Source organism: Sphingomonas sp. LR55, assembly GCF_036856015.1.
Classification (GTDB): Bacteria; Pseudomonadota; Alphaproteobacteria; order Sphingomonadales; family Sphingomonadaceae; genus Sphingomonas.
The window spans coordinates 70,656-88,384 of sequence record NZ_JASPFO010000002.1 but is presented as its reverse complement, the minus strand read 5'-3'; the positions used below and the strand labels follow the sequence as shown (position 1 = coordinate 88,384).

Here is a 17,729-nt window from a genome sequence, read left to right as displayed (position 1 = left end):
GGGGCGGTCGCTACGATAGAACTGACGCAGGCTTTGACGGCTGTCAATACATGCGTTGACGGATTGCGCAGGTCCGGTGATAGTGCCGTGCAGGGGATCGTTCCAACCGCAAGAGTCCTTGCGGCGCGTGTATTAGGATGGAAATTAATGGCAGATGCTTTTGTCGTCGATGCGTTGCGCACACCGGGCGGACGTCGCAAAGGTAGTCTCGCCGGGGTACACCCCGCCGACTTAGGTGCAATCATTCTCAACGCGCTCGTGGATAGAACGGGGATCGATCCGGCGGCGATAGAAGACGTGATCGTGGGCTGTGTCAGCCAGGCTGGCGAGCAGGCGTTTGCGCTCGGGCGCAATCTCGTGCTGGCCTCGCGGCTACCTGACAGTGTTCCCGCCGTGACGATCGACCGACAGTGCGGATCGTCGCAACAGGCGCTGCATTTCGCCGCGCAGGCCGTGATGTCGGGCACGCAGGACGTGGTGATCGCGGCCGGCGTCGAAAGCATGACGCGAGTCCCGATGGGATCGAACTTCCGTCTCCACGCCGAGGCCGGGCTCGGCACCGGTCCTTGGAGCGAGGCGATCCGCAATCGTTACGATGTCGCGGAATTCAGCCAGTTCACCGGCGCGCAAATGGTCGCAGACAAATACGGACTTACGCGCGCCGACATGGATGCCTTCGCGCTGGACAGTCATCGCCGCGCTGCGGCCGCGATCGAACGCGGCGCATTCGCGGGCGAGATCGTTCCCGTCGGCACGCCGGCAGGCCCGGTGACGCAGGACGAGGGCGTCCGTTTCGACACGTCGATCGAGGCGATCGGTGCGGTCAAGCCACTGGTCGAGGGCGGCACGATCACCGCGGCAAATGCGAGCCAGATGACCGACGGCGCCAGCGGCGTCCTGATCGTCAGCGAGACCGCCTTGAAGCGCTTCGACCTTACCCCGATCGCTCGGGTACACACACTCACTGTGACCGCGGGTGACCCCGTAATCATGCTCGAAGAGCCTATTCGCGCCACCGCAAAGGCCTTAACCCGCGCCGGGCTGACGCTCGCCGATATCGATCTTTACGAGGTGAACGAAGCGTTCGCCGCAATCCCGCTGGCTTGGCTGAAGGCGACCGGCGCTGATCCCGCCCGTCTGAACGTAAACGGCGGCGCGATCGCGCTCGGTCATCCCTTGGGCGCAAGCGGGACGAAGCTGACGGCCACCCTTATCCATGCTTTGCGGGCCCGCGGGGGCGCTACGGGCTTCAAGCGATGTGTGAGGGCGGCGGGGTCGCGAACGTGACCCTGTTCGAAATCCTGTAAGTCCAGCCGCGCCAGGCAATTCAACCAGCCGTAAGTGGCGTGTACGGTGCGCCGTTCGGCAATCAGGACGGGCCGGCCGCGGGCCGAAGGCGCGTTGGAGTAACGGCCATGTTCCGGGCCTGTAAAGAGTTGAACTGACAGGCGGCACCGCCGGGCGGTGCCCTGTCGCGGCAATGGGCCGGACGGACGCACCGCAAGCGAAGGGTGACACCTCGCGCTGATCCGAGGCGGGTTTCAAGTAATCAACGGACCTGTGGACTATTTTTCAACGAGGGTATTGACTCGCATTTTTTTGAAGCTCATCCAGATGCTCAGGCTACTAATAGACCGGAAACCGGCGGTGGCCTGACAGAGAGGATGACCCATGACTGGCTTGCGTGATCTTGCCGCATCGTCGGCTGACACTGGCGCCCGTACTACACGTGGCGGAGTAGTCTTTACCTGAAAAGTCTCACACTGCGTTTTAGCAGATATATCCCCATGAGATATGGTTTCCAAGCCAATAGGCTCGGCTTTTTTGAAGGGACCGGTAAGATGATTGACGACTACTTCGTTCTCGATGCGGTTACTCACGCCTATAATCATCTCCCGACCAACTGGGAAGACCCGGTGCTGGGTCACGCCATGGTCGAATTGGCTTGGCACTTGGCCGCCGATCCGCCGAACTCAAAATATGCTTTCACGCGGGAACAGTATCTGGTCGACTGGCAGGTACCCGACGTTGCCAACTTCATCTTCCGCGAAAGCGACACCGACGTCGCGGTGATGCATCCGCTGGCCATTGCATCGTTCAAGGACGGCTATTGCTCGGTCCCCAAGGCGGTCGAGGCGCTGGATCGCTATCCATCCCGCTTCATCGGCGCCTATGCCTGCGTCGATCCGCTGAAGGGCAAGGATGCAGAGCGTTCGATGGCCGAACAGGTCGACATGCTCAAGCCGCTCGGGCTGAAGCTCTATCCCACCAGCTGGGACGGTAAGGGTCCGGTCAGCTGGCGGATGGACGATCCTAAGCTGATCTACCCACTTTACGAACAGGCGCAAAAACTCGGCCTCACGACCGTCGCGGTCCATAAGGCGGTACCGATCGGTCCGTTCGCGGTCGGCGATGCATATAATCCGAGCGACATCGAGAATGCCGCGAACGATTTTCCCGATCTCAATTTCGAGATCGTGCATGGCGGTCTCGCCTTCATGGAAGAAACCGCCTGGCTGCTGGCCCGCTTCGGCAACATCGCTGTCAACATGGAAATTCAGAACATCCTGGTCGAACGCCGGCCACGTGCCTTTGCCGAAGTGCTGCTTGGTCTCTGCCGTGTCGGCGGCACCGATATGCTCGATCGCATGTTCTGGGGATCGGGTGGGACGCTGGTCCATAACCAGCCCGCGCTCGAAGCTTTCGCAGCGTTCGAATTTCCGGACGATTTGCTGCAAGGTGCGGGCCTGTTTAAGCCGATCAAACAGATCACGCGGGAAAACAAGGCTAATATTTTCGCCCACAACTTCTGCCGCCTGCACGGCCTTGATGTCGAGGTGTTGAAGCAGGGCATTGTCGGCGACGAGTTCGATCGCCATGGCGCGGAATTAGCCGAGCCCTTCTCGACACTGCATGCGACGCGAAGCGAGACAATCTATGCTTGATATGCGCAACCGCATCCGCGCCGAACTCAACGAGATCAAGGATCCGTGCAGCATGGCGGCAGGCACGCCGCTCGGGCTGGATGAGATGGGGTTAATCCGCGATGTGATTATCGCGGCGAACGGCGATGTCACCATCGATCTACGTCTCACCTCGCCTTTCTGTCACATGATCGGCTTCTTCCAACAGGAGGCGACACGTCGCGTCCAGGCCCTTTGCGGCGCCGAACGGGTGATTTTGAAAGCGGATAACGGCCTTGATTGGTCGCCGAGCTTTTTGAGCCCTGCGGCCAAGGCGAAGCGCACGGTCCATCTGGCCGCACAGGAGGCCTCGATCGCTTCCTGAACAAGCAGAATGGTCAACGAAAGGGGGACAAGATGTCCAGACGATTCTCTACGACGTCGATGGTGGCGCTGGCAACGTTCATGGTATGCGGGAACGCCTACGCGCAGGTGCAATCGGTCCCGCCGGACACTTCTCCCCCGGCGCCGCCCCTTCCGATCCCGGCCCGGCAACAGTCGCAACCGACACGGGGGCGGAAATTATTGTCACGGCGCAGCGGCGATCCGAAACGCTCGAACGGACGCCGGTTGCCATAAGTGTCGTGTCGGCGGACACTTTAGTCGAACGTGCGATCACGACCGAAACCGATCTGCAATCGGCGGTCCCTGGCCTGACCGTGAAAACTGGGCAAAACGAGAATCAGCTCAACTTCTCGTTGCGCGGCCAGTCGGTCGATCCTTTCTCCAGCTCGCGCCCCTCTGTGCTACCCTATTTCAATGAGGTCCAGGTCGGCGGGGTTGGCGGTACCGCGCTGTACGATCTGTCCTCCGTTCAGGTACTCAAGGGCCCGCAGGGCACACTGTTTGGGCGCAACTCTACGGGCGGCGCCGTCCTCTATACCAGTCAAAAGCCCACCGTGGACTTTGGCGGATATCTCGTCGCACGCGTCGGCAACTTCAGCGCACGGCAGCTTGAAGGTGCGCTTAATGTACCGTTGGTGAGTGATGTCGCGCTGTTGCGGGTGGCCGGTCAGTTTCAGCGCCGCGACGGCTTCCAGCGCAATCTCTACCGCGACGAACGACTTGGCGAGATCCGCCGTGAAAATGTCCGTGTTAGCCTAACTCTGAAGCCGAGCAGCCAGCTCAGCAACGATCTGGTCGTCGACTACGGGCACAGCAACGGGAACAGTCTTAGCAGCGTGGTTTACAACGTCCTGCCGCTAGGTGCGCCTGCTTTTGTGCCGTTTAACTTTCTTTTCTCGCCCGCAGTTGATAGCGCCTTTGGTGGTGGCACCTGGGCGTCCTATCTGGCGGCCCATCCGAAGGCAGATCCTGACGGGTTGATCCCCTTTGCTGCCAAGCAGAAGGCACGCGGGCCTTACCTCGTCGATGTCGACTCCCCAATTTCTACCGCCAAAAGAAACTGATCGTGTCGAACGTTACCGCGCTGGAACTCAGCTCGGCGGCGACCATCAAGAACGTGTTCGGCTATGTCCGTTCGAAATTCAGCGGTGCCGGTGAATTTGACGGGACGCCCTACGGCGGTGACGCGAACGGGCCGGATGGGCGCACCGGCGTGATTAAGCAGATCTCAGACGAGCTTCAGCTCCTTGGTAACATCGGTGGACGCCTTGACTATGTGGCCGGTGGCTATTTCAGTCACGAGACGGACAATACACGGTCGACCAGTGTCATATTCGATCTGGCGCCGGTATCTCCGCCGATCAATCAGATTAACAATGGAAAGTTCACTAACGATACCTACGCCGGCTATGCACAGGGAACCTACGATCTTGGTCTGGTCGGACTGAAACTGACGGCTGGCGGGCGCTACAGCATCGAGAAAACGCGGTTCGTCCGCGCGGCTGACGACACTTATGTGACGGCTCCGCTTGCTGCCTACGATTTCAACCAGCGCGCAACATTCAAGAAGTTCAGTTGGACAGTTGGAGTAGAGGATCAGGTCACGACCGACCTGCTGCTCTACGCAAAGTCGCGGCGCAGTTTTCGCAGCGGCGGTTTCAACTATTTCGCACCGCCGACGACCGGCTTCGGCAACGCTTCCGGCGGCGCCTATCGTCCGGAAACCGCGACGGACGCCGAACTTGGCGCAAAATATCGCGGCCGCGTTGCCACTCTTCCCGTCAGGCTGAATGTCGCTGCCTACCAGATGTGGGTCCGCGACGTGCAACGCGCATTTTATGCCCAGATCTTCGGAAATCTCGCCTCAATTACCGTTAATGTTCCACGGGCCAAAATCAGCGGAGTCGAAGTTGACGGGTCAATCGACCCAGTCCCATGGCTCACTCTGGGCGGCAGCGCCAACTACACGAACGCCCGCTTCACCAGCAACATCGTCAACGTCGTCGATAATCCGCAGGCGCGTTTCGATACCTATCCCGATACGCCAAAATGGGCTGGCGCGGCGTATGCCAATGTGAAGGTGCCCGTATCGGACCGGCTGACGGCAAATCTGCGCGGCGACGTCTACGCTCAAACCTTCACCTATTTTAGCTCCACTGCCAAAAGCTTGACGCCCGGCGCACGAATTCCCGGATACGCACTTGTCAATCTACGCGCTGGCTTAGGTGACGTACAAAAGGGGTGGTCATTGGCGGCAGTGGCGAAGAACATCTTCAACACAGTGTATTATACCGGTGGTGTAGGTTTTGCGAACATCTTCACCCTAAACACTGCGGTGCCCGGCGATCGCCGGACCTTCCTTATCGAGGCACGCTTTAACTTTTAACGAAACGGAGAATCACCATGGGGGAACGCCTGCAGGGGAAGGTCGCCGTCGTCACCGGCGCAGGTTCTGGTATGGGCTTGGCAATGGTAGAACGATTCTGCGCCGAAGGTGCTAAGGTCGTCGCGGTGGACGTTACGGGCGCGCAAAATGACCTGGCCATGCGGATCGGACCTAACTGTATCGGCGTGATGGCCGACGTGTCGCGCAGCGCCGATGTTATAATGATGTTGAACACCGCAATCGATCGATTCGGACGGCTTGATATCCTCTGCAATAACGCCGGAATACAGGGACCGCTCGCACTGACCGCCGACTACGCGGAAGCTGATTGGGATCGAGTGTTAGCCGTCAATCTGAAAGGTGTCTTTCTTGGTATGAAATACGCCATTCCGCTGATGTTGCAAACGGCGGGCCGAGGATCCATCGTCAACACCTCATCCATGGCGGCACTGGTGGCCTTTCCGCAACTTCCGGCCTATTCGGCGTCAAAAGGCGGCGTATCGGTCCTCACGCGTCAGACGGCAGCCGAATATGCCAGTCAGAATATTCGGGTGAATGGCATCCTGCCCGGGGCAATCGATACTGGCATGACCCGCGGCATGCCAGCAGACTATCTGAAAGGCGCTGTCGATGCCACGCTGATGGGCCGGATCGGCACACCGGCCGAAATCGCGAACCTCGCTCTATTCCTCGCAAGCGACGAAGCTTCGTTCATCACCGGCACTCTTACCGCCGTCGATGGCGGCTACACGCTCCTGTAATGACACCGCCGCAGCCCTACCGTCTCGTCAACGCGCGTCCTAGCCCCTACGGACGCAAGGTCGCCATCGCTTTGATCGAAAAGGGGATTCCATTCGAAGTCATCGATGACGAGCCTTGGTCCGATCATACCCGCACGGGCGACTATGGTCCCTTGCGTCAATTGCCGATCCTTATCACGCCGGATGGGTACAATGTCTGCGATTCGAGCCATATCCTTGACTGGCTGGAGATTGTTCACCCCATCCCCAGGCTCCTGCCTGCCATGCAGTCCGAAAGGATCTTCGCTCTAAATATGAGGACGTTGGGCGAGCGATTGATGGAGATTGCGCAGGGACTCATCTTCGAGATGTACCGTGATTCGCCAAGCAGCGCCTATATTGCTCGGCAGACACAAAAGATCTACGGCGGCTTGGTGGAGCTCGAACGGTTATCGGCGCTGCTACCAGCGCGCGACTCACGACATTCATCACGGTCATATCGCAGTCGCAACCAGCCTCCTGGTCTGGGAGTTTGTCGTTTCCGACGGTATAAGTTTGCCAATCGATGCCCTTATCTGGCGAGGAACTTACCCTTGTTTGACGTCGATGATAGAAAACGTATCAAGGAGACAATCGTTCGTCGACACCCTCCCAATGTCAATGACAGTTGATATCAAGTCAGAAATTGCATGATCGCCTTGGTAGAGTTTGAGTCTATTTTCAGTCAAATATTCTTGAAATACCTGGGGATAATATTAATTTGCCATAAGTACTACGCGTCCGGGCACGTGTGATTTCTTAAAATGTGTAATGATACGATGTGTTACCGGATCGTCACGACCTTGACGTCAACGGCATCCGCGATCTTCTTCCAGTTCTGGTCGCTCGTCCGTGCCGCCAATCCGTCGCGCTGGCAAGCGCAAGGCTGAGCCCTGCTTCGGCCGTTATCGCGTGCATCCTCCCGGCAATCTGGGCAAGGGCTTTGTCCGCCGACACAACGGTCAATGGCAACGGATCTAGCATGGCGTCGACCTCCCGCTCGGGCATACCTGCATGAATGAAGTGGGTCACCACCTCGGCATAATTCACGCTGCTCACGCGGGCGCCCGCAATTCCTGCGGCGACCTTAGCCGATCCCTTTTCGCCCTTGATCATGGCAATAAGCGCCGACGCATCCAGCACCATGGTCATTCGCCGCTATCCTCGCGACGACGATTAACGAATGCGTCAACCGATGCCTCCGGATTACCACCAATATACTGCTTGACTAGCACCTGGGCTCTTGCCGCCGCTTAGTTCGCCGTTCGCAAAACGACCCCGTCTGCTGTCTCGTCGAGTAGATTGCACCTCCACCGGTCAGGTCCAGCCGCTTACGAACGTCAGCTGGCAGGCTCATCCGCCCGTTCGAAGTTATGTTGATCTGTAGCGTCATAGCGACACCTACCCACATCTGTAGCCTTATTATTAATCGGTAGCTTTTCATGCCAAAGGTGGCAATGGAGCCAAGCGTTTTCACATTCAGATAGGTATGTCGTACTCAACGAATTAATCCCGGATTACGAAGCCGATCTGTCGCAAATCATCATCGTGGAGAACGTGGATTCGGATCCCGCATTGGAACCCAGTCAGTCAGTTCAGCTTTTCTCAAAACAGGCGACTGTCGGTCGCTATGGACTCTTCCCGACGGCAAGCGAGAAATTTCCCGAGGGCTGAGACTGCGTGGGCAAATGCTATTAAGTCTTAAGCGTTCTCGTTACCACGCCCCACGCTTCGTTCTCACCGCACTTCAAAAAGGTTGATCCGATTGCCATGATGACGGAATGCGCAGTCACGGCAGGTCAGCAGAATGACCTGCATTCGTGTTGCAGCGTCGGTTAGCATCTCGGTCAACAGATTTAAGCGGGTATCGTCCGAATAGACGAGCGGGTCGTCCAGGATCAGCGACACCGGCACACCTTGCCTGAGTAGCTTGTCAGCGAAAGCTAGCCGAGTGAGCACCGCCAATTGCTCCTGCGTTCCTCGCGCGAGATCGCCACAAATCTCACCCAGGCCACCACGCGTGATTGACGTCAGGCCCAGATCATCCCCAAAGCTCGGATCGTAACCAGGCAGTAGCCGTTCGATGTGCCGACGCGCATCACGGTCGTACCAAGCTCGCGCGCTTCCTCCAGTTCGAATTTGAGGAGAAGCAGTTCGGTGTACCGCTGGCGGGCCCGGCCGACTTCGATCTGGCATGCTCGTGCCGCAACCAATTTGTTGCCGGCCTCGAGTACGGCATGCGCCTTGCGCCTTGCGCCTTGCGCCTTGCGCCTTGCGCCTTGCGCCTTGCGCCTACACGTACGGGCTACCCGTAGTTAGTCAAGCATGGCGTTTCGTCGGGAGACACCAGCAGAGGCCCGTTAGCCCCCTGCCCCACAGCCTGAACGAACGTCCGTTTACCGCGATCGCCACCCGATAGCGGCCGTTCCGCTTTCCACCAGTTTTGCCATAGATGCGGACAGTCCGCAGGAACCTCGACTACGCCGTATACCGTTACAGCTGTCCGTTCCTGCCGCTTCGACATCTCTCCGAACGCGATGCGGTTCTCCATTGAAGAAGCTTCTTTCGCCTGCAGATAGGGTGCATTTTTGCCGAACGACCTCAGCCAACGGGCGTAATTGCCCCTGCCGCCCGCGCGGCGTTTATGATAAAAGGCGACATGCTCAAGACAAGAATGAAGCGGGTCGGCGATCACGCCGTGCGGCGGCTTGCCGAGATCGAAGCCTCGATCGCGAACCTTTCCAACGAGGATCTGCTCGATTTGGCCGACATCTTTAAAGCCGAGCCCCGCTCAGCAATCGGGGATATGGGATTCGTTGAAATGGCGCGGCGGGATATCAGTCTTTAGAGACCGGTCGGGAACGAATTAGAAGGATCAGGCGACTACCAAGGAGCATCGGGTGCCTTAAGGATCCCCCGCAATTTTGCATGATCATCAACGGAGCGACGACATAGCGATGGTAGCGACTGGTACCAGGATCAATGAGATAGGCACCTTGGTGCGCGATGGCGGAGCCTTCTATCTTCGCCGCGATGTCGGTGGCCGGTACGAGCTGGAATTGCATCGAACCCCCGTAGATCTGGTAGAGAAGCGCGTCCGGCTCATTGGCACATTGGTTGGCGCGGATCTGGTGAACGCTGACGGCGTTGCGCCAGCTTAGTTGGCTGGACATTTGTCCCGTTAAATCGCCAGCCACTGGCCGCAATTCTGATTCAACCTGACTCATTGGCGTTGCGCACAAACCACGAGCGGGCATCATCCATGCCATGGAACAGCGGATCATTCATGCCTGCGGTCATGAGCAGGCTCATCATCTCACCGGCTTTGAAAGCCAGCAGGAACGTAAGGCCAAGTGGCTGAAGACGACTATCTGTCGTGATTGCTTCGCTGCGGAGAAGAAGGCTGAGGAGGTCGCTGCGGCAGCGTCAAGCAGCGCCGCTGTCTCACACCTTGTTCTTCCGCCGCTGGCTGGGACCGATCGGCAAATCAGCTGGGCGTCAACGATCAGGAACAAGCGGCTCGCAGCGCTAACCAACTCAAACAGCGACGCCGACTGTAACGCATGCCTTCGGATCACTGATGCCAAATGGTGGATCGATTGCCGCGATGTAGGTGACGTTGATCTGGTGGCAGCCGCGAACCGAGCGTCAAACATGCAATGCGTGCCGACGCTCATTCCATCAACTACAAATCCCACGATCGCCCTCTGAAGGCATAGGCCGACCTCGCGATCCGCGCCGATAAGCAAGACGCCTATGTGTGCAAGCAGGGTTTAGAACTTCAGAATGAGGTGTTCAATTTCGCTGTTACCGACCCTGTTTGAACGGGATTTGTGTTCAAATCACATGCTCACTCAGGGTATACCCAAATTGACGATCAGTGTGACGTCTCGCCCTTTTTGATGGATGACGGAGAACCTCTAGATTTTGGTTTCCGCACAATCAGACAAAGCGACAGGGTTTGTCGCATCTGCCGGCGCACAGGTTGGGGCAGCCCCGGTCGCCTGACTGCCGCCTGTCGACAGTCATGTGTTTTCCGTCACTCTAAGCTTTCCCGTTTTCCCATCGAAATTCGCAATTTCGAGAATTTCATTTCGGGAACAGATTTTGGGAAAGCGAAACCCGCCTGTGGCCGTCAGCCGGTCGGCAGTGCCGTTTCCCCGTCCCACGTTCGTTTTTGGGAACAGCCGGCCGCGCGAAGATTCATATATCACGTTGCGAAAAGCCGAACTGGCACGTTTAATCCGCGCTCACGATTCCCATCCGGAGCAGCCTCCTAAATATCTCCAATGCTTCAACTGTGACATTAGGTGTAGCTAGAATCACTGGTTCAGGGGGGCTGCTCAGCCTTTGACGTAAGTAGGCCGTTCTTGCCACCGCGCCTGTAGCAAAGCAGACGATATCGAGTGCGTCGTAAGCAGCTATGTCAGCGCCAACAAAACTATATTGTGCACTCAAGTCGAGATTTGAATCGGTATGATTTAGATAGATCGATATTGATCTGGCATCGACCGATCGATCTTCCATGTAGCGAACGCATGCCGAGACGCTGTCATTTGCTACTCGCTTCGGTAATTCGTAATCGGCTAGGGTTAATAGTGAATGCGAAGCCATGAATATGAGCAACCTGTTCCGCTCATCATCTCCCAGGGACTGGTACTTTGCGTTATCGATGACTGACCAGCCAGCCGTCCATTCCTCGCTACTCACTTGCACACTCCTAATCACGCCATGCTTTGCTAAGCCACGACAATTGCGAAATCCGATCGGTTCGAGCAGCGCAGTCCCATATCGTGATCGATTCCGAGAACGCCGATGCCTTTTCGCCCGCCGTTCGCAATTGGACGCGTGAGATCGCAAGAACCATCTAGTTGCGGTCGCTCCTCTTTATATGGGAACATTGCGAACGTCGTTTCGACAATCATTGGCGGAGGTAATGCAGAATGGAAAGTAGCCGTCAGCTGGAAAACATCGGAATCGCAATCGCGCCGATGCTAGTTGGTTCGGTGTCCGAAATAAGGGTCGTGGCGGAAGTCCATGACGACTGGATCCAGAGGCGCTATGATGTCGTGCATGACGGCAAGCTTGTTGAAGGAGTGGAAGGCGAGAGATCCGTGAACCGATCCGTCAATGATGCTCTATCTGCGCTCAGACGTGACATGCTCGAAGAGGGTCAGGTAGACTGGCATCATTGCGCTTATATCTTAAGGGCTGACGGAGCCTTCGAAATCGAATTCGATCGTAGCAGACCGCCGAGTGCATAAATGTCGACGACTGGAGATCTCTAGCGGAACAGTAACTGCCTCGTTTCCGAGCTCGACCATTCCGCTGCCTACCGTTCTCGGCCATTCCCGTAACAGCATCGATTCCGAGAACGCCCGAGCCTTCCCGCTGACGGTTCGTTTTTGAGAAGGTCTGGACCGCTCGCTTGCAGTCGGGCGAGAGCCGCTGCATCGTCCGAGCCGGATCGGAAAATTTCGCGTGAGGCGACTTTGAATGGAAACGCGAGCAGCTTCGACGGAGGATGCCGAGGGAATGGGGCAGGTGCTTCGGGAGATCATCGAACATACCGGCCGCCAGCGGCCGAGCGACGCTGAATTTGTAATCGGCCGCTATATTGCCGATCCGACAAGCATACGCTGTACCGTCGCCGTTGATAAATTGGGGCGCATTGTCGGTTTTCAGTCTCTGAAGAGAGCTACCGCTGGCAACCCGTATGACACGCCCGAAGGATGGGGCATCATTGGAACCCATATCAGTCCAAGGGTGCATCGGCAGGGTGTCGGGAAGCTCTTGTTTTCAGCGACGACGAAAGCCGCTCGCCAGGCAAGTCTAGAAAAGATCGACGCTTACATCAGCGCGGACAATCCATCGGGTTTGAACTATTATGAAGCGATGGGTTTTCGCACCTACCGAACGCCCGATGGAATCGTGCAAAAGGTTTGCGACCTAGTCTAAATCGATCCTGCCGCTTGCCGTGGACCGTTCCCATTTTCCGATCTTTTTTGGGAAAGCCGCGCAAGCAGAAGCCTCAATCGTTGAACTGGCAAAATATTAGGCCGCTATTACGGCTGCCCATTTTTTATGCGCCTCCAGATCGCTCCCGAACCCGGCGCCCAAAAGGACATCGCGCCAGTCAATTTGGGCGAGAAGCACCGCGTTCTCGAACGCAGTGATGCTCCCATCCGATAGTTTCAAAATCGCGAGCCAAATGCGCTCCATTGCTTCGCCATCGATATCTCGAGAATGGACTTGCTCCGGTCCGCAATCGATTACTAGCGTCGTTTCCACCCGCTCCCACAAGTTCGGTGGAAAGACGGCACGAAGAACGTGATGCGTCCTAAGGGTTATATGAAGCGCATTGTTCGGCACATTTCCGCCCTTCAGGCTCAGCACACTCACTTCTACAAGCACGCATATTCCCGCTCAACCAGCCTTTTGGGGAGAGGGCGGCTGCGTCAGGGACGTCCGATAACGCCGTTTGCCTTCCCAATAGCGGACGGTCCGCTTTCTGCCCATTCCGGCCGTTCCGCTGTCGCCCAAAGTCAGACGCTCAGGTTGAAGATCCGCGAGGCCAAAAGCAGCCATTCGTTAGTCCGCGAGCCCCATTGGTGCCCAGCAGCAGGTGCTCCGCTTGCAGCAGGCAAGCCGGGTGATTATTATCGAATAGTATACATAACAAGATGCTTATTATAGCTTCCTCAGAAGCATATAGTCTTTATAGACTCATTGTTGTACGGACTAATAACCACCAATTAATGCTGTTGATCAATTATTGAATCTTAATATCCCAATAATAAATGCATTGAACGCGACATAACTTATGTTATTGACAATGCTATCCGGATTAGTCGAATTTACCGCGTTAGAGGGGAGGGTGATATGTTCAACGATCAAGACCGCGTTTACTTTGCCCAACGAGCTGCAGCCACACGAGCGTTGGCGTCGAATACGTCAGACCCAGCAATTCGCAAAAGCCATGCAGACATGGCGGACAAGTACCATCGCCTGTCTAAGGCGGCGCAGTCTCGGAAATTGATCCGTATCAAGGCAGTCAAACTATCTTGTAGGGGCCTAAAGACCTATGATTTTCCATCATTTTGAGCTTGCCGGATGGTTGATATGGTTCATGACACCGATAAACTAACTCAATTAATTGAGCAGGCTCTTGTATTAGCAGATGATAACGAACTTGATTTGGTAAGCATTAAGCTGGATGAAGCACTTAATGAATTGATAACCTATCGGATAGAGCCTGGTATTTTGTCGAGTATGGATTCCTTAATAAGCGACTTTCCAACAGCTGTTGCATTGCAAACTCGTTCTGGCGATAATGTCGTATCGCTTCGCTCACCTGCTAGTTTAGAGCGATTGATGAGCGATCATATAGATCTCGACATCCGCCGTAAGTCGCTAATTCAGCTGGTGCGTGGGCCACAGAATGTCATTGAGGCTCAGCGACAGCTTACCGAATTTGGAAAGCTTATCGATGCGCACCGGGCTTTGGAACGATGCTGCATCTACGGCCCTCTAATGACCAGAGGGATCGACGCCGGTTTCTCTTTAGAAGAGAGGCTCAGGACGCTGCTTGGTGAAATAGAGACTGATTGGGACAGTTATCTTTATACCTGGGATTGCGATAGGCTAGAAACGCAATGGGTAGAATTCGCTGTCGCGACACACACTATCTTGGCTCGTGCAGGCGAACGTATGCGTCTCGAAGAAAAAGTCATTTACCCCCTATGCTTCATGAGCGGGCTAATTAACATGAAAGATGCCGTTAGTTAAGCGCACCTGACTTTGCAAGCTGCGCGACAGTCAGTGTTTCAATCAATATAACTATGCCGACCTTCTATTCCTCTTTACGCTGCCCTTATTGATGTTTGTGGTGGCGTCCGAGCGCAAGGACGCTTGGCCTGATGATCATAAAGAGCGACAATCTGCTTTCTTCCCATCAATACCCCATTCGGGGCAGGCGAGAGCCGCACTACGGCAGAACACGATCCCGATAGCGCTGCTACCGCCATCGTGGACGATCGGATCGTAGCCCCCGTTCATGTCCGCGACGAACACATCGGGTCACTCCAACCGATCCGCGTGAATGGCACAAACCCGGTTTAAATCGTCAGCCATTCGCGGGCAACATGGAGTCGGCGTCATGCCGCTATTTGGCGCCTGCGGGGCTGTGAAAGCGATGCCCGCTATATCACTAGCCGTGCCTGAAACCGGACGGTCCGCTTTCCTTCCCATCCCGGACATTCCTTGATGCAAAAATTAAAAGTTTTGCATCAGGCCACCACGTTTTTCGGTAACTATAAGCGTCTGCCAAACCGAGCGATCAACTATGATATTGCTCAATTATGGAGAACACTGGGCTACCCCAATCATAGCTGAATTCGTCATAGCGATATCCAGTAAAAGACGCTGCTAGATCAATCGGAACGTCAAGTAAGTGGTCAACGTCGCTATCTACGCCACCGCTTGCGTTTTGCGCATCTATCTTGGAGATTTCTATTTGTCGTAATTGGTGCGGGACCGGGCCGGTTGAGGAAACATCGCATGTTCCTTCCTGGGCATCATGACTGACATTCCATGTGACGGTGCCGTTTTGTGCCGCAAAACACGAACTGAACATCACATGCTCTTCGACCTGGAATCCAACGATTTCGGTATCAGAGGAGCGACCAATGGTACTCGGACTGATCGCATATTCGAAATCATTAGACCAAATGATTGTCCACCCAGTTGGTAGTGAGGCGGCAGAAAATGGCGCTTCGTTGGCCTCGTCCGCCACGCCAGTATCTTTGAAACCCATTATCTCGAGCGCGCGATCCTTCGGTAGTCGAAGCGCCACCCATGATATCGAGAAGCCCATAAACCCTCCGTGTTTTTACGCCTCATACAGTATCGGTGACGACGACTGTTTCTACAAATGGCGCTTGGGTTGGCGTGATGCATAATTCACGGATTTCGCATCAGCGCATAAACAGCCGGAAGCCGAGCGCCCCTGTGATGCAAAATATTGATGCATCCCGAATACCCGTTGATTGGTTGGTTTCTTGAGGTGTGGCCTCTAAAGCGGCCATTCCGCTTTCCTGCCCAACCCAGACATTCCCGAATTCGATTGGTTGTGGGAACGCTCGCGCGAAGATCGACAATCCCGCGATCTGATCGCTACGAAGGGCTATGTCCGTGCCCAGCCACTATAAGAGGCAGCGCCCGTCGTCATATCGATCACAAAGGTGTCACCGCCGATCCGGCTTGCATAAAATCGTCCTTCGATATTGCTGATGGCGGAGAAGGTGTCGGTCGCGGGGCGGGTCGCATCGAACTTCCGGTGCATGTCGTCCGTCGCGCCTGGTTCCGGTGCGATCTGCCAAACGGGCCGGTTGCCGGCGTCGAACAAGAACACCTCTCGCCCCCAGATTTCGCGGTGAATGACATCCCTCGTCGGATACGCTTCGAATAGAACCAGACGCCCCGAGCCGGGCACCGGTAAGATCATGCCGATAGGGTAAGACTGCACAGCCTGATCCGATATTCTTGTTCCACACACCACAATACGAGGCAGCGGTTAATTCCTCAAACTCGATCCTTTTCGGGAAAAGCTGAGCCCCGCAATGTCGGCTAATGCCACCTGCCTTCCCGAAAGCTGCCGTTCCGCTCCCCTCTCCCATTATCGCCGTTCAGCGGCCGGATGTGCGGAAAACCCGGTCGTAATCATAGTTGTGCGACAAACAGGTCAGACCGTCCGAAAACGTCATGAGGGATTCCAGCGTGGCGGCCGGATCGATATGATCCGGCATGGGGTACATCGAAGGTCTTCCACGCGATCAGATGCAGTTGCTGCCGGCGTCGGTCGATGACTACGTATCGGCGGACAACCCGGCGCGGTTCATCGCGGCGTTCGTCGACGAGCTGGATCTGGGTGAGCTTGGTTTTGGCCGGGCGCGACCCAAGGCGACAGGCCGGCCCGGCTATGATCCTGCTGATCTGCTGAAGCTGTACCTCTACGGCTATCTGAACCGGGTCCGGTCGAGCCGGTGCCTGGCGGCAGAGGCAGGACGCAACTTGGAAGTGATGTGGCTGCTGGGCGGCCTGCAACCGGACTTCCGCACGATCGCGGATTTCCGGCGCGTCAACGTGGCCGCGTTCAAGCCATTGTTCCGGTCGTTCGTGTTGCTGTGCCGCAGGCTAGACCTGTTCGGGCGGGAGTTGGTGGCGGTGGACGGCACACGGCTCAAGGCTGTGAACAGCCGTCGGCGCAACTTCACTCGCCAGAAGCTGGCTGGGTGGATCACAATCGCCGATGAGCGGATCGAGGAGTATCTGACCCGGCTCGACCGCGCCGACCAGGCCGAAACTGAAGCGGAAGGAGCTTCCGCACGCGCCGCTGTGCTGACGGCGAAGATCGCGCGGATGCGCGAGCGCCGGCTCCGGCATTCGGCGATGCTGGCCGAGTTGGTCGCCAGCGGTGAGAGCCAGAAGTCGCTGACCGATCCTGATGCTCGCGGCATGGCGATGCACCCCAAGGTCGGCGTCGGCTACAACGCGCAGGTCGCCGTCGACGCCCGGCACAAGCTGATCGTGGAACAGCACGTCACCAACGCCGGTAGCGACCTTGGCCTGCTCGCGCAGACTGCTGGCGCCGCACGCGAGTTACTGGGCGTCGAGCGGATCGCCGCGGTAGCCGACAAGGGCTATTACAAGGGGGAGGACATCGCTGCCTGCGAGACGGTCGGTGTGATCCCCTACGTCGCCCGCCCAGAGCGTGGTCCTGCCATCGACCAGGGCTATTTCGGCAAGGACGCTTTCGCCTACGATGCGGCGCAGGACTGCTACACCTGCCCTGCCAGGAAGCGCCTCGATCCGTTTAGCCGCTCCGAGAAGGACGGTCATTGCACCATCCGCTACGGCAACCGGCAAGCCTGCCGGGCCTGCCCACTCAAGCCACAATGCACGTCCGGTACGGCGCGGACCATCAACCGCTGGGAAGGCGAGGCGGTGCTCGACCGCATGGCCGAGCGGCTTGCCACCCGCCCCGACATTCTCGACCGGCGCCGCGAAACGGTCGAGCACCCCTTCGGCTCGATCAAACAGTGGATGAACCAGGGCGCGTTCCTGATGCGGGGGCTCGGCAGCGTGAATGCCGAGTTAAGCCTGACCGCGCTCGCCTACAATCTGAGGCGAGCCATCACGATCCTTGGGATCCCCGCCATGCTCCAGGCCATGCAGGCCTGAAAGGCACGCGTCCGG

Annotated in this window: 18 protein-coding genes and 3 pseudogenes; 12 read left to right on the top strand and 9 right to left on the bottom strand. The window is 56.8% G+C overall.

What is annotated here, in order from left to right:
* Positions 1-147 precede the first annotated feature (147 nt).
* From QP181_RS19695 to QP181_RS19665, 7 genes and pseudogenes are all read left to right on the top strand, one after another.
* Positions 148-1,307: pseudogene (locus QP181_RS19695) on the top strand (acetyl-CoA C-acetyltransferase).
* Between the two features lie 480 nt (positions 1,308-1,787).
* Positions 1,788-2,945, top strand: coding sequence for an amidohydrolase family protein (locus tag QP181_RS19690; protein WP_333929765.1), 1,158 nt, complete (start codon positions 1,788-1,790; stop codon positions 2,943-2,945).
* Complete coding sequence (locus tag QP181_RS19685) at positions 2,938-3,288, top strand: metal-sulfur cluster assembly factor (RefSeq protein ID WP_333929764.1); 351 nt, start codon at positions 2,938-2,940, stop codon at positions 3,286-3,288. The genes QP181_RS19690 and QP181_RS19685 overlap by 8 nt, the downstream gene beginning before the upstream one ends.
* A gap of 85 nt (positions 3,289-3,373) precedes the next feature.
* Positions 3,374-4,372 carry a TonB-dependent receptor plug domain-containing protein gene (locus QP181_RS19680; RefSeq protein ID WP_333929763.1) on the top strand — a complete coding sequence of 333 codons (999 nt, stop codon included), beginning with the start codon at positions 3,374-3,376 and terminating at the stop codon, positions 4,370-4,372.
* A 2-nt stretch (positions 4,373-4,374) separates the two neighbouring features.
* A complete protein-coding gene (locus QP181_RS19675; protein ID WP_333929762.1) occupies positions 4,375-5,694 on the top strand; it encodes a TonB-dependent receptor in 1,320 nt (439 codons plus the stop codon).
* A gap of 17 nt (positions 5,695-5,711) precedes the next feature.
* The gene (locus QP181_RS19670; protein WP_333929761.1) at positions 5,712-6,455 is read left to right on the top strand and encodes an SDR family NAD(P)-dependent oxidoreductase; all 744 of its coding nucleotides are present in this window, start codon (positions 5,712-5,714) and stop codon (positions 6,453-6,455) included.
* Entirely contained in the window at positions 6,455-7,105 is a 651-nt protein-coding gene (locus QP181_RS19665; RefSeq protein WP_333929760.1) for a glutathione S-transferase N-terminal domain-containing protein, read from the top strand. The genes QP181_RS19670 and QP181_RS19665 overlap by 1 nt, the downstream gene beginning before the upstream one ends.
* 152 nt (positions 7,106-7,257) lie before the next feature.
* Here the strand turns inward: QP181_RS19665 and QP181_RS19660 are convergent.
* The 4 genes and pseudogenes from QP181_RS19660 to QP181_RS19645 all read right to left on the bottom strand — a co-directional run bounded on the left by QP181_RS19660 (position 7,258) and on the right by QP181_RS19645 (position 8,686).
* Positions 7,258-7,625: pseudogene (locus tag QP181_RS19660) on the bottom strand (PIN domain-containing protein).
* Positions 7,622-7,866 (bottom strand): annotated as a pseudogene (locus QP181_RS19655) (AbrB/MazE/SpoVT family DNA-binding domain-containing protein). The pseudogenes QP181_RS19660 and QP181_RS19655 overlap by 4 nt, the downstream one beginning before the upstream one ends.
* Positions 7,867-8,210: 344 nt before the next feature.
* The gene (locus QP181_RS19650) at positions 8,211-8,381 is read right to left on the bottom strand and encodes a hypothetical protein (protein ID WP_333929759.1); all 171 of its coding nucleotides are present in this window, start codon (positions 8,379-8,381) and stop codon (positions 8,211-8,213) included.
* Positions 8,382-8,503: 122 nt separating this feature from the next.
* A complete protein-coding gene (locus tag QP181_RS19645) occupies positions 8,504-8,686 on the bottom strand; it encodes a hypothetical protein (protein ID WP_333929758.1) in 183 nt (60 codons plus the stop codon).
* A 446-nt stretch (positions 8,687-9,132) separates the two neighbouring features.
* Here QP181_RS19645 and QP181_RS19640 point away from each other — a divergent pair, with 446 nt between their 5' ends.
* Positions 9,133-9,321, top strand: coding sequence for a hypothetical protein (locus QP181_RS19640; protein WP_333929757.1), 189 nt, complete (start codon positions 9,133-9,135; stop codon positions 9,319-9,321).
* Here QP181_RS19640 and QP181_RS20190 read toward each other — a convergent pair.
* A complete protein-coding gene (locus QP181_RS20190; protein ID WP_443027609.1) occupies positions 9,311-9,742 on the bottom strand; it encodes a hypothetical protein in 432 nt (143 codons plus the stop codon). The genes QP181_RS19640 and QP181_RS20190 overlap by 11 nt on opposite strands.
* Between QP181_RS20190 and QP181_RS19630 the strand changes: the two genes are divergently transcribed.
* Entirely contained in the window at positions 9,741-10,184 is a 444-nt protein-coding gene (locus QP181_RS19630; protein ID WP_333929755.1) for a hypothetical protein, read from the top strand. The two genes, QP181_RS20190 and QP181_RS19630, sit on opposite strands and share 2 nt — an antisense overlap.
* A gap of 528 nt (positions 10,185-10,712) precedes the next feature.
* Here QP181_RS19630 and QP181_RS19625 read toward each other — a convergent pair.
* Positions 10,713-11,183 carry a hypothetical protein gene (locus tag QP181_RS19625; RefSeq protein WP_333929754.1) on the bottom strand — a complete coding sequence of 157 codons (471 nt, stop codon included), beginning with the start codon at positions 11,181-11,183 and terminating at the stop codon, positions 10,713-10,715.
* A 786-nt stretch (positions 11,184-11,969) separates the two neighbouring features.
* Here QP181_RS19625 and QP181_RS19620 point away from each other — a divergent pair.
* Positions 11,970-12,431 carry a GNAT family N-acetyltransferase gene (locus QP181_RS19620; protein WP_132833871.1) on the top strand — a complete coding sequence of 154 codons (462 nt, stop codon included), beginning with the start codon at positions 11,970-11,972 and terminating at the stop codon, positions 12,429-12,431.
* 96 nt (positions 12,432-12,527) lie between these two features.
* On the opposite strand, the gene QP181_RS19615 is transcribed toward QP181_RS19620, so the two are convergent.
* Positions 12,528-12,887: a hypothetical protein gene (locus QP181_RS19615; protein WP_132833872.1), complete on the bottom strand. Its 360-nt coding sequence runs from the start codon at positions 12,885-12,887 to the stop codon at positions 12,528-12,530.
* Positions 12,888-13,586: 699 nt separating this feature from the next.
* Here QP181_RS19615 and QP181_RS19610 point away from each other — a divergent pair.
* Positions 13,587-14,261 carry a hypothetical protein gene (locus tag QP181_RS19610; protein WP_333929753.1) on the top strand — a complete coding sequence of 225 codons (675 nt, stop codon included), beginning with the start codon at positions 13,587-13,589 and terminating at the stop codon, positions 14,259-14,261.
* A 550-nt stretch (positions 14,262-14,811) separates the two neighbouring features.
* Here QP181_RS19610 and QP181_RS19605 read toward each other — a convergent pair.
* Entirely contained in the window at positions 14,812-15,288 is a 477-nt protein-coding gene (locus tag QP181_RS19605) for a hypothetical protein (RefSeq protein ID WP_333929752.1), read from the bottom strand.
* 369 nt (positions 15,289-15,657) lie between these two features.
* Complete coding sequence (locus tag QP181_RS19600) at positions 15,658-15,978, bottom strand: hypothetical protein (protein ID WP_055879890.1); 321 nt, start codon at positions 15,976-15,978, stop codon at positions 15,658-15,660.
* A gap of 299 nt (positions 15,979-16,277) precedes the next feature.
* Between QP181_RS19600 and QP181_RS19595 the strand changes: the two genes are divergently transcribed.
* Positions 16,278-17,714 (top strand): IS1182 family transposase, encoded by a 1,437-nt coding sequence (locus tag QP181_RS19595; protein WP_333929751.1) that lies wholly within the window; start codon positions 16,278-16,280, stop codon positions 17,712-17,714.
* The last annotated feature ends 15 nt before the right edge of the window (positions 17,715-17,729 follow it).